This window comes from Pseudomonas sp. HLG18 (assembly GCF_051903985.1).
GTDB classification, from domain to species: domain Bacteria; phylum Pseudomonadota; class Gammaproteobacteria; order Pseudomonadales; family Pseudomonadaceae; genus Aquipseudomonas; species Aquipseudomonas fluorescens_BT.
Window position 1 is genome coordinate 1,643,751 of the sequence record NZ_CP195831.1, and the last position, 11,648, is coordinate 1,655,398.

The following is an 11,648-nucleotide window of genomic DNA, read 5'->3' on the forward strand; positions in this document are numbered from 1 at the left end:
GCCTGTACGCCCCCATCAACTGGAACCTGATTGATGAATACGACTCGCCGATTGTGCCTCGTCCTGGGCGACCAATTATCTTTCGACCTCGCTTCTCTGCAGGGGCTGGATCAAGAGCGCGATACGGTGCTTCTGGTCGAGGTGATGGAAGAGGCCAGCCATGTTCCTCATCATCCGCAAAAGATTGTTCTTATTTTCAGCGCTATGCGTCATTTCGCCGAAGCGTTGCAGCAGAGGGGAATCAGGGTGCAGTACGTAACGCTCGATGATCCGGAAAATACCGGCTCCGTGCCGAGCGAATTACGCCGCTGGCAGTCACGCCTGCAACCGGATGAACTGCACATCACGGAGTGCGGTGACTGGCGGTTGGAGCATTCAATCAGGGACTGTGGCTTGGCGATCAAGTGGCATTCCGATCGTCGCTTTCTTTGCTCACGTGCCGATTTCGCTCACTGGGCGCAGGACAAAAAACAGCTGCGCATGGAGTACTTTTATCGAGAGATGCGCCGCAAGAGCAAGTTGTTACTCAATGGTGACGGCACCCCGGTCGGAGGTGCCTGGAACTTTGATGCGGAAAACCGCAAAGCCTTGCCCAAGGGCGTCAGGCCGCCTTCGCCGGCCCGTTTTACGCCAGACGCAATCACCCGGGATGTGCTGGCGTTAGTTGCCAAACACTTCTCCGGTCACTATGGCGCCCTCGACACGTTCGACTATCCGGTCACCCACGCCGAAGCTCAGACCCTGTGGGATTACTTTCTCGATTGGGGCCTGGCAGCCTTCGGCGACTATCAAGACGCCATGGCCAGCGATGAGCCGTTTCTGTTTCATGCTCGTATAAGCGCGGCACTTAATATCGGCTTGCTGGATCTTCGCCAGCTTTGCAGTGATGTGGAATCTGCCTATTGGTCCGGCAGCATTGCACTCAACGCCGCCGAAGGCTTTATTCGACAACTGATCGGCTGGCGTGAGTATATCCGAGGGGTCTACTGGCTGAAGATGCCGGACTATGCCCAGGGAAATGCCTTTGGTAATACGCGGTCGCTTCCAGAGTTCTACTGGACAGGTAAAACACAGATGAACTGCATGCGCCAGGCCATCAGCCAGAGCCTGGAACATGCCTACGCGCACCACATCCAGCGACTGATGGTGACCGGCAACTTCGCACTGCTCGCGGGTATCGCACCGAGTGAAATATGTGAGTGGTATCTGGCGATCTACATGGACGCCTTCGACTGGGTGGAACTACCCAATACCCTGGGCATGGTCATGCACGCCGATGGCGGCTATCTCGGTTCCAAACCCTATTGTGCGAGCGGCCAATACATCAAACGCATGTCCGACTATTGCCGTGGTTGCGCTTACAAAGTGAGCGAAAGCACCACAGACGACGCTTGCCCGTTCAACTCGCTCTACTGGCACTTTTTAATGCGTCATGGCGACCGACTGCGTGGCAACCAACGCATGAGCATCATCTACAAAAACCTCGACCGCATGCCTGAATCCAAACAACAGGCGCTTTGGCAGCGCGGCGAGTGGTTGCTCAAGCAATTGGACGATGGGGAGTCGCTGTGAAAAAAAGCGAGCCCCCCATCAAAACCTGCGCGACCTGCGGCCTTCCATTCACATGGCGGGATGTGCGTTGGATTATATCCAGACGTCATTCAAGGCCGTTCTTTCGTCATCTTCATGTCCGGTGTTCAAAATACCTCGTGGCTCGATCATCATCAGTTTTGCTTCACCTTTAGCAGCCGTCCGATGTTCAACGCCACGGGGTACCACATAGAGTTCACCCGGATTCACATAGACGCAGCCTTCCGGCAGGTCTATGCGCAGGGTGCCTTCCAGGACAAGAAATGCTTCGTCGGTCTCAGGATGTGAGTGCCAGATGAATTCGCCTTCGATTCGCACAACCTTGAACTGGTAGTCATTCATCTCTGCAACAACCCTGGGGCTCCATTGCTGTTCGATGAGCGAAGCCTTGCGTATCAGGTTTACAGGAACTGATGATTGGTGATGACGGTGCACTGACATGACGGATCCTCTGTGGTTGAAGTCGCCAGCCTATAGCGCATGGAGCAGGGCACTCTTGTACGATCCTGCAAGTCAGCGTGCGGCCCGCAATCGTTCCAGCCAGCGCATGGGTGGTATTCCGTAGCAGCGAGTGAAATGTCGCGTCATATGACTTTGATCGTGGAAACCCGCGACGAGGGCGGCATCCACCAGAGTGAAACCTTCAAGCACCAATGCGCGGAACCGATCCAGGCGGCGCAGGGTGACGAATCGGTAAGGGCTCGTACCGTAAAGCGTTCTGAAGTCGCGTGACAGGCTCCAGCGTTCGCGCCCACTGGCACGCTCCAGCATCTCCAGCGTAATGCATGAATGCAGATGTTCCAGGATGAACGCTCTGGCGCGCTCGGCTGCACAGTAATCCAGACGCTTGCGCCCGCGTGGCTTGCCACCGACGGCACGCAACGCCATTGCCAAGTCAAATAGCGCGTCCTGTTCCTCCAGTGTCTCCAGTGGATGATCCATTGCTTGCATGAAAGCTGCACTGGCATGGAACAGACGCGGATCGCTCGAAATTCCCCCCGCGATAAAGGGCAAGGGTTCTCCCCCCAGGATGTTCTGGATTAGTGCGGGATCAACGTAGGCCATACGGTAACGAAAGCCTGCATCGGTGCCGGCCATACCATCGTGGAGTTCGTCGGGGTGAAGCACGAGCGTGTTGCCGGGAACACCGTGGCGCAGCGAGCCTTTGTAGTGAAAGCTCTGCACGCCTGCCAACGTTCGACCGATCGAATAGGTGTCATGGCGATGCGGATCGTAGCCGTGGCTGCCAAACCACGCTTCGATTCGCTCGATTCCTCCAGGTTGAACACTGCGGATGACCCAGTCGACATTGCCAGCCTGGCCATTTTTCTGATCCATAAACGTGTGCCTTCCTGATTCAGCGCGTTAGTGGTGAAGATCTGTCTGTCGGGAATATACAAGTGCAGGTATTTAGATGTCCGCTTGGGGCGTGACCATTAAAAAGGGATCTCAATCCTGCTCAGGGCATGTGAAGTTCCAGGAATAGACCTTCATGTCTTTGACCTCTTCCCCTACAGTCGCCACACCCAGGCAGACGCCGTTCCTGACGTAGTTGAAACTGCAGAATTGAAGACCCATCGTGCACGACTCGATTTCAGTGAAGCCTTTTCTCTGAAGGATGTTTTCGACCCCGTATTCACCTGTGTAGGTCGGGTTCGGCTTCCAGCCGTTTTTGATCAAGGCCTTTCGGGCGTTTACAAAGGGCATGTGTTCTTTGATCGGGACGTCGGTTGCCTGGGACAGGGGGCTGATGCAGCAGAGAAGGCTGATGAGGAGTGGTTTTAGTTTCATGCTTGCGACAACGCACGAATGACATTCGGCGACATCGAGTCAACGCTGTTTCGAGCCAGCGTGACCACGCCCGCACACGAAGCCCCTGCAATGTAAATTCGCAATGTTTCCTCCATGAATACAAGCCGGTTTCGTGGCCGCAAGGTATCGCATACCCGCCGAAATCGCATCCGTTCCTGCAACAAAAACACTCAACGAATGGCGCTGTAGAAGCAGCCATCGACTGCTTCTACAGGAACCAGCCGGTTACACCACTTCGACGTGATCCAGCGCCTGATTCACCGCCAGTTCGGCAATCATCACCACCTGCGCAATACCCAGCGCCGTCTTGCGGTTCGAGGGATCGAGCAGGGCGGCGAAGTTACTGAGCATCTCGCTCGCAGAACTCAGGGTTTCGCTGGCATTGGCTAGCAAACATTCGGTGTTGAACTTCGGATTGGCCAGGTACATCCGCTCGGGCTCGTTGCAGGACGACATGACCCCGGCGGCGGGGAAGAGGTAGTGATCCAGCGCACGCTCGGCGGCGTCGTGGAGTTTTTTTGAGTTGGGGGATTCGTAGGGGGAGGTTGGGTCGGTTTCGGGAGGGTTGGGTGTTGGTTTGATCATGGATGTATCTCCTGGAAAGCTATCTAGGAGCCATCAACCTTCGCTACCAAACGTAGGGTGGCGGCCATGCTCAGGTTGGTAGACCGGTCCAGGAACCCGGCGCTTCCGAAGAAGCCCTGCGCACGGCCACCATAAAAAAGCAGAGACGAGAACGATCCCTGCAAAGAGGTGGCGCCATGCGCCTGGAATACCGGGCTACCAAACCCGATCACTGTTTTTCAGTGACCCCGAAACGATAAGACCCGCATGCCAGACGCACAAGCCGGCGGATTCTGGCGTAGTCGTAGGCAATGACGCAAGGCGTTGTAGCCTTGGGGAGGTTACGGCGGATGACTTTAAACGTGGCTGTGTAAACCGCTGATAATCGACATGAGGAACGTGAGCCAGCTCACCTATCAAGGTGCGATTCAAGACCGCGTTGCTCGTTGCGAGCGTCCGCTATCGGCAAAAGCAGTCATTGGAGAATGTCTATAAAATGGGAGGATTCACTACACCTCATTGCCGAACACTAACATAATATTCAATCTTGAAATCGACGCACTCACCATTGTCGGTAAAGCTAATACTTATTGGAAGTTCATTTTCTTGGTGAGCATAGCTAACTTTAATCAGACTTTCACCAGGAAAAACCAAGTAATACCCACAGCCATCGCAATTGATTTCAATGAATTTCATACTACCCCTCCCGTCAGGCCATGTAATGTTTCGACCAGAGGTTGCAAATCCAGCTGTTTGAAATTTTTTCAGCGCGTTAGATGAGCAAATCATCCATTCCGCTTTGCGAGTGGGTAGTGTGAATTCTGAGTTCTCAGTCTGTTGATTGCGGAGTAGTATTTGAGCATTTAGCCAGTTGTGAACTTCTTGAGCCAGATTAAAGCCGTATGTGTCGAACACGTAATATGTGTCGTTCCCCGAAAGAAAAGCTTCGCGCGGGAGACTAATATTTGAAACTATTGGTGCCACTTCGCCTAATGTGAGTCTTTTGAATAAATCAAATCTCTTTACGGATGATCCAAGCGCCTCGGTAACTTCGCGCTTAAATCTTTCTAGAGATGCAGCATCCAGCTTTTGATTTGCAATCTTAGATCTCGTATTCTCTGTGAGAACCACACTCAGTCGGTCGCAAAATTCGCAAGCATATTCCCGTAACGTTAACGCTTGCTCCGTTAAAATCCCTAACCGGTCTATAAATCTAGTATTGGCTAATGCTTTTAGAAGTGATGTTTTAAGTAGGGAGACCCTTTGCGCTGCAGCTTTTAATTCGCTAAGTTGGCAATTTGGTATCGCTGGTATAGACATCTCAGGCTTGATGGTCGCACCACTTGCGCGCAATATGAAAGTATTCCAAAGCTCATAAACTATAAGTGCTCCTATCGCGTCTACTATTTTATATTCTTGGAGGTCGTTGCGAACTGTATAAGAGTCAGAGAAATTCTTCGCAGATAGAAATGCCGTGACGCACTCGCTCAAAGAGGTTGGAACTGGTGAATGCCCCACATTGAATAATTGCGATCCTGCTGGATTGCGTAACTCCCTACATTCTACGAATATCTCTGGGTGTGTGGATAACAAAGTAGATAAGGCCCGAAGGGTTTCTATTTCTATTTCGCTAGAAAATCTATTTAGTGCTATGCCGTGCCAACACTCCTTTAAGGCCGCATCTATTGCATCAAGTTTTTCTCTGATGACTATCTTGTCTGCAATTTTTCCTTCAATGTATGCTTGCATCTCGGGCTTGTATTTTGTCTCTATTTTTTTTTCAAGCTCGTCTGTCGCTAATCTTCCAGCATAAGTATCGCCAACATCTTTATCAAACTCTGCCATGGGTGAGTATCCCCATAATTCCGCAACCCTCTCAGGGATGTCCCAAGCGCCTTTGTTGTAGTTGCTCTTGAACTGTATTACTTGTCGAATATTTCTCAATAGTTCTGGGATGTTTTCTGGCTGCTCGCGAGCGGATGTTTCGATAAGTAAGTTAAAGTGTGCTTGAAGGTATATATAGGCTTCATTGCCAGATGTGGTTTTGTTAGCAAAGCTAAGAAATAAGCGGCCATTTCGGCAAAAACGACCGTATGAAGGAAGCTTATCCTCTCTGAATCTCGCGATTCTTTCAATTACCCCAATCTGGGATCTGTATTCTTCTTTGGCGAGAATTGCGCCCATGGCTAAATTCAAATAAAAGCCAGCGATGTTTTGATAAACATCTACCTCTCTAGAGACTTCAACTGTCGCTAAAACAGACGGAAGAGAAGCTAGCAAATGACGTGCGAACTCATTTGCATCATGGTTTTCTAGGTTGTTGAACGCTTTGTACGAAATAGTTCTGATTCGGATATCTAAGTTGGTTCTGATCGGATCTGCACAGAGCAGATACGACTCCAACTCCATAAGCGCAGCTATATTATCCTGTATTCTAATTCGGCTAGAGAATAGGCTATTTGTTTTTAGCAAGCTTCTAACAAATATCCCATGCTCATCGTTATATAGCAAAAAACTGTGGTTGGCATATTTGTTTATGTCCCGATAAATGCGCTCATGAATTGCTTCTATATTAGACATAAAAGTGTAAGTGAACTTGAGATGTCGGTATACTTGGCACACTACGATGCTGAATCCGACCGTTAGCCCACACAAATATGGAACCAAGGAAATCAAGTCAAGCACTCGAATTGAAATAAGAAACTTGGCTGCGAGAGAAAACCCTAAAGCCATAAATAGATGTTGGTTTAGCCTTTTGGTATCTACCCCTGAAAGCGAGGAAGTTATTTTTAATAGTGATGGGCTTCTGTAACGCGTTCTAGTTGTCTCGATGACGTTCAATGATATTGGAAGTGCGAGTGCTCCAAGGGCTGCGGCAATAGTAATTATATCGGTTACTAATGTTGCCCATATTGAGCTCTTTTCGTCCAAGATTGCTGCTTGCGCGGCAGTCATTATCGGGTCTTTTAATTTATTGAACGCTTGATTAATCTCTGCGCCGAACTGAAATATGGAACTTGTGAATTCTGAGAGGTCCATTTCGTATATCTCATTTGGCGGTTAAAATTGCTGATGTTTGTATTTGAGAGAGTTGCGGCGGGGGCTTCTTGCATTAAGCAGTCCTTGGTTGAACGTGCTCTCTTTGCCGATAGTTGCCCATCGCTGGGCCAGTGCTAGAAGCTCTTTATTGGCAATTTAGTAGTTTTCCATCGTGAAAAAAGTGCACGGATCGAGAGCCAGCAGAATAAGAACCGGAGCTTGTTTGTCGTAACTCTCCGTGTCTTGATAGGCGTTTGAGCCGTTCTGCTTGCGATATGTTGGGTGCGCAGTGATCAAGGCGACTCTGATCTTCCTTTACATCGAGCGCAAGATCTGGCGGTACCTTGGTTTCCAGGGTCCATTCGACCTGAAGATGCTGAAACCTCTTGTAGTCCTCGATTGAGACATATTCTTGAAGTTGGGTTCGAAGGCCAATTTTCTCGCCCTTCGCGCCTACGATGCCACTAAATTCGGAAAGCTCGATTGGTTTGCTGAAGACTCTGAAGCCGTCTTGGTCGACGAAGTAGATGATGAGTTGTGCTTTCTGGTTTCGGTCAGCCAGGCGAGGGTCCGATAGGTAGGCCGGATATCCGACGACATCTACGGATAACAAGAGCTTCCCGGACACAACCTTTGTCTTAGCCTGAAGTTGTAAACCGAGATTTGTGCTGAGGTCTGCTGACCACACCTTAATGGTCTCGTACTGCTCGGCCTGGCTACTCCTGTAGCTATCGGTTGCCCAGGAGAAAAGCGCGATCGAAATCGCGAGGGCCAAACCTGCAAAGAAGAGGGCTGTGGCGAGTTTCGCTGCTGCGAGAAGAAAACTCTTCATAATGACGCCTAACTACTATTGGGCGACATTACTGTCGCATTGAGACACTACCGTAATGTCGTATACGTTCCTTGTCGTCCCGTAAACCCTAGCTTAGCTGGGAGGGAGTCGCAGCAAACGCGACACGTAGCCCAAAGAGAAAAGCCACATGGATGACGGCGAGTTCGACCGCGTCAAAGATTCAGCGCAGCAACGAGACGCTACCAATTTGCCACTAACCTGTCTACCGACTGCTTATGGCCGTAAGCGGTCTTTTCCGAGCGTCCGCTACCGGCCCAGAGTGTGTAAAAACGCTTCACCAAAATTGAAGTGCCCGCGTCTACGTTAAATCTGAAATTTATCGGCACGTCAGCAGATTTGGATTTTGCGTAGAAGCGCGATTTTCAGTCCGGTTCTGAGTACCTGTCGCGCTCAAAAACGTTTTTACACAGCCTCGGCCGAAAGCGGACCCCGGCGAACGCCTGCTTTTACTCGGCGTTACTATCCAACTTACGCCTTAACCCACCGTCCCCGACCCCAACCACTCAACCAATCCACCCCCCACACTAAAATCAGCATAGCCAAAATCACCGTCCCCGCCTGCGCCTCCTGAAACAGACTCAAGCTCACATACAACATCTGCCCCAATCCCCCAGCCCCGACAAACCCCAACACGCTGGCCATCCGGATATTGTTCTCCCATCGATACAAACAGTACGCCAGCAATTGCGGCGCGAGGTTCGGCAGCGTCCCGTAACAAAACGCCAAAACCGGATTCCCGCCCTGCAACCGAATCGCCTCCGCCGGTTCCGGTGGCGTATTTTCCAGCGCTTCCGCAAACAAGCGCCCCAGTACGCCCGTGGTGTGCAGGGCGAGGGCGAGGGTGCCAGCGTTAGGCCCAAGGCCGGCGGCGAAGACCATGAGTGCAGCCCAGACCAGTTCCGGAATGGCACGCAGGGCGTTGAGCAGCAGGCGGGCGGCGCTCTGAAAAAACCAGCCAAACCGGCCAGCGGCGGGGAGTGCCAATAACAGTCCCAGGACCGCGGCGAGGAGGGTGCCGAGGGCGGACATGGCCAGGGTTTCCATGGCGCCGTGGAGGATGGCGTTGAGGTAACCGGCGCTGAAGTCAGGGCTCAGGAAGCGGCCGACATACGAGCCCATTTGTTTCAGGCTGGTGGCGCTGCCGAGTTCTTCGAGGTCGAGGCCCAGGTAGGCGAATGAGGCGATGACAGCGGCGATGATCGCGACAATCAGCAACGGGTTGATCAGACGCTTCATGTCAGCCTCCAGCGCAGCAGGCGGCTGAGTTGGTCGGCGCCGAGGACGAGCAGCAGGAAGGTCAGGAGCATGCTGGCGACTTCGCCGCCGGCGAACATGCGGATCGACAGGTCGATCTGTTGGCCGAGGCCGCCGGCGCCGACGAAGCCCATCACCACTGAGGCGCGGATGGCGCATTCCCAGCGGTACACGGTGTAGGAGAGCAGTTCCGCCGCGACGTTGGGCAGTACGCCGTAGGCGAAGCTCTCGAGGCGTCCGCTGCCGGCCTGGAGCAAGGCGTGGGCCGGGCGTTGGTCGGTGGATTCGAAGATTTCCGCGTAGACCTTGCCGAGCATGCCGCTGTAGGTGATCGCGATCGCCAGCACGCCCGCCGCCGGGCCGAGGCCGACGGCGCGCACGAACAACAGCGCCCAGACGATTTCCGGCACGCTGCGCAGGAAGATCAGCAGCCCGCGCACCGGCCAGCGCAGCAGCCGGCCCAACAGGCTCGGGCGGCCACCGTGGGAAGCGGCGGACAATGACAGGGCGCGGCTGGCGAGCAGGCTGGCCGGCACTGCCAATACCAGCGCCAACGCCATGCCGGCCGTGGCGATGGCCAGGGTTTGCAGGGTGGCCTTGAGCAGCAGTTGCAGAAAGTCCCGGTCATGGGCCGGCGGCCAGAAGGTCGAGACGAAGCGGCCCATTTCGCTCTGGCTGTCGGCGTGCAGCAATACGCCGAGGTCGAGTTCGCTGAGCTGAATGCCCGGCCACAGCAAGGCAATCGCCAGCAGTGTCAGCAGCAACCGTGGCAGCGCGGCGGGGTCGCGGGTGTCGGCGGTCAGCATCGTGGAATCTGCACAATCAGTGGCGTCAGGGCCGGCGCCGGGGAATGCAGTTGTTCGTTGGCGTACAGGGTGTCGAGCATGTCGTGGCTGACTTGATCGGACGGGCAATCGAACAGGATCTGCCCCTCGCGCAAACCGATGATGCGCGGGAAGTGGGCGAGTGCCAGTTCCACGGCGTGCAGGCTCGCCACCAGCGTGACGTTGTGCTCCCGGGCGTGGCGCGACAGGACCGTCAGCGTGTGCCCGGCGAGGACCGGGTCCATGGCCGACACCGGTTCATCGGCCAGCAACACCTGCGGCGCCTGATACAGCACGCGAGCGATGCCGACCCGCTGCAATTGGCCGCCGGACAGTTGCTGGCATTGGCTGAAGAGTTTTTCTGCCAGATCCAGCCGAGCCAGAGCGGCGCGGGCGCCGGGGATGTCCAGCGGATGCAGCAGATTGACGAGGCTTTTGCCCAGGCTCCATTGCCCGAGTTTGCCGGCCAGCACCGCCGTCACCACCCGTTGCCGGGGCGGCAGGGGCGGTGCCTGATGCACCAGGCCGATTTTTGCGCGCAGGCGTTGGCGCTGGCGGGCGGACAAGTGCCAGGCCCGCTGGCCCAGCACTTCGATGTCGCCGCTGCTGGGCCGAATCGCGGTGGCCAGCAGGTTGAGCAGGCTGGATTTACCGGCGCCGGACGGGCCGATGATCGCCACCTGCTCGCCGCTGTTGATCTGCAAATCCACACCACGCAGGGCTTCGACGCCGTTGGCGTGGTGCAGAAAGACTTGCTTGAGGCTCAGGGTCATTTCAGCAGTTCGGCGGCGCGGGCGGCTTCCTCGATGCCTTTGTAGTTGTCCGGGCTGGTTTCGATGAAGCGGCTGGCAGCTTGCAGGTCGAGGATTTTCTTCTGCTCGGGGTTGGCCGGGTCGAGGGCGAGGAAGGCTTTTTTGATTTTCGCCGCCAGCGCCGGGTCGAGGGTGCCGCGCACGGTCCAGTTGTAATCGAAGTAGGCCGGGGTGGTGGCGAAGACCTTGACCTTGTTGGTGTCGACCTTGCCGGCGTCCACCAGTTTCTGCCAGACGCTGGCGTTCAGCACACCGGCATCGACCTTGCCGGCCTGGACCCAGGCAACGGTGGCGTCGTGGGCACCGGAGTAGCCGACGCGGCTGAAATAGGTTTCCGGTTTGATGCCGTCCTTGAGCATGAAGTAGCGCGGCATCAGGCTGCCGGAGGTTGACGACACGGAGCCAAAGGCGAAGGTCTTGCCCTTGAGGTCGGCGAGGCTTTTCACGTTCGGGTCGGCGGTGATGAATTTGCTGGTGAATTGCGCGTCCTGCTCACGCTGCACCAACGGGATCACCGGAGTGGTGGCATCGGTTTTCAGCCGTGCCTGGACGAAGGTGAAACCGCCCAGCCATGCCATGTCGAGGCGGTCGGTGGCCAGCGCTTCGACCACCGCCGGGTAATCGGCCACGGGAACGAACTGCACCTTCATGCCCAATTGCTGCTCCAGATAAGCCCCCAGCGGTTCGAACTTGCGCAGCAGTTCGGTCGGGGCCTCGTCGGGAATTGCGCTGACTTTCAACACGTCGGCGGCCTGGGCCAGCAGGGTGGAAAAGGACAGGGCCAGACCGGCAGTCAGTGCCAGGGTGCGTTTGAGCATGGGAATCTCCGTTTCATGGGCGTCAGGATCGGTGCGTAGCCTGCGGAAAAACGTCGTCGGCTGCAACGTCAGGTTAGTCGAA

General features: G+C 54.6%; 12 protein-coding genes. 2 read left to right on the plus strand and 10 right to left on the minus strand.

The annotated features are described in order from the left end of the window. The first annotated feature begins 33 nt into the window (after positions 1 to 33). On the plus strand, positions 34 to 1,572 hold the full coding sequence (locus tag ACSPX5_RS07485; RefSeq protein ID WP_439821318.1) for a cryptochrome/photolyase family protein: 1,539 nt from the start codon (positions 34 to 36) through the stop codon (positions 1,570 to 1,572). Continuing rightward, complete coding sequence (locus tag ACSPX5_RS07490) at positions 1,533 to 1,745, plus strand: DUF2256 domain-containing protein (protein ID WP_439821319.1); 213 nt, start codon at positions 1,533 to 1,535, stop codon at positions 1,743 to 1,745. The genes ACSPX5_RS07485 and ACSPX5_RS07490 overlap by 40 nt, the downstream gene beginning before the upstream one ends. Here ACSPX5_RS07490 and ACSPX5_RS07495 read toward each other — a convergent pair. The 10 genes from ACSPX5_RS07495 to ACSPX5_RS07540 all read right to left on the minus strand — a co-directional run bounded on the left by ACSPX5_RS07495 (position 1,645) and on the right by ACSPX5_RS07540 (position 11,566). Then, a complete protein-coding gene (locus ACSPX5_RS07495; protein ID WP_207867922.1) occupies positions 1,645 to 2,031 on the minus strand; it encodes a cupin domain-containing protein in 387 nt (128 codons plus the stop codon). The genes ACSPX5_RS07490 and ACSPX5_RS07495 overlap by 101 nt on opposite strands. Before the next feature lie 72 nt (positions 2,032 to 2,103). Beyond that, positions 2,104 to 2,928: an AraC family transcriptional regulator gene (locus ACSPX5_RS07500; RefSeq protein ID WP_207867921.1), complete on the minus strand. Its 825-nt coding sequence runs from the start codon at positions 2,926 to 2,928 to the stop codon at positions 2,104 to 2,106. Between the two features lie 111 nt (positions 2,929 to 3,039). Next, positions 3,040 to 3,381, minus strand: coding sequence for a hypothetical protein (locus ACSPX5_RS07505; RefSeq protein WP_439821320.1), 342 nt, complete (start codon positions 3,379 to 3,381; stop codon positions 3,040 to 3,042). Between the two features lie 246 nt (positions 3,382 to 3,627). Further along, positions 3,628 to 3,987 (minus strand): DUF6124 family protein, encoded by a 360-nt coding sequence (locus ACSPX5_RS07510; RefSeq protein WP_439821321.1) that lies wholly within the window; start codon positions 3,985 to 3,987, stop codon positions 3,628 to 3,630. Between the two features lie 495 nt (positions 3,988 to 4,482). Beyond that, a complete protein-coding gene (locus ACSPX5_RS07515) occupies positions 4,483 to 7,005 on the minus strand; it encodes a hypothetical protein (protein WP_439821322.1) in 2,523 nt (840 codons plus the stop codon). A gap of 145 nt (positions 7,006 to 7,150) precedes the next feature. Then, entirely contained in the window at positions 7,151 to 7,837 is a 687-nt protein-coding gene (locus tag ACSPX5_RS07520) for a hypothetical protein (protein WP_439821323.1), read from the minus strand. A 489-nt stretch (positions 7,838 to 8,326) separates the two neighbouring features. Next, positions 8,327 to 9,094: a phosphonate ABC transporter, permease protein PhnE gene (gene phnE / locus ACSPX5_RS07525; RefSeq protein ID WP_439821324.1), complete on the minus strand. Its 768-nt coding sequence runs from the start codon at positions 9,092 to 9,094 to the stop codon at positions 8,327 to 8,329. Beyond that, positions 9,091 to 9,918 (minus strand): PhnE/PtxC family ABC transporter permease, encoded by an 828-nt coding sequence (locus ACSPX5_RS07530; protein WP_439821325.1) that lies wholly within the window; start codon positions 9,916 to 9,918, stop codon positions 9,091 to 9,093. Before ACSPX5_RS07530 ends, phnE begins: the two co-directional genes overlap by 4 nt. Beyond that, positions 9,912 to 10,709: a phosphonate ABC transporter ATP-binding protein gene (locus ACSPX5_RS07535; RefSeq protein WP_439821326.1), complete on the minus strand. Its 798-nt coding sequence runs from the start codon at positions 10,707 to 10,709 to the stop codon at positions 9,912 to 9,914. Before ACSPX5_RS07535 ends, ACSPX5_RS07530 begins: the two co-directional genes overlap by 7 nt. Beyond that, a complete protein-coding gene (locus ACSPX5_RS07540; protein WP_169430113.1) occupies positions 10,706 to 11,566 on the minus strand; it encodes a putative selenate ABC transporter substrate-binding protein in 861 nt (286 codons plus the stop codon). The genes ACSPX5_RS07535 and ACSPX5_RS07540 overlap by 4 nt, the downstream gene beginning before the upstream one ends. Positions 11,567 to 11,648 lie beyond the last annotated feature (82 nt).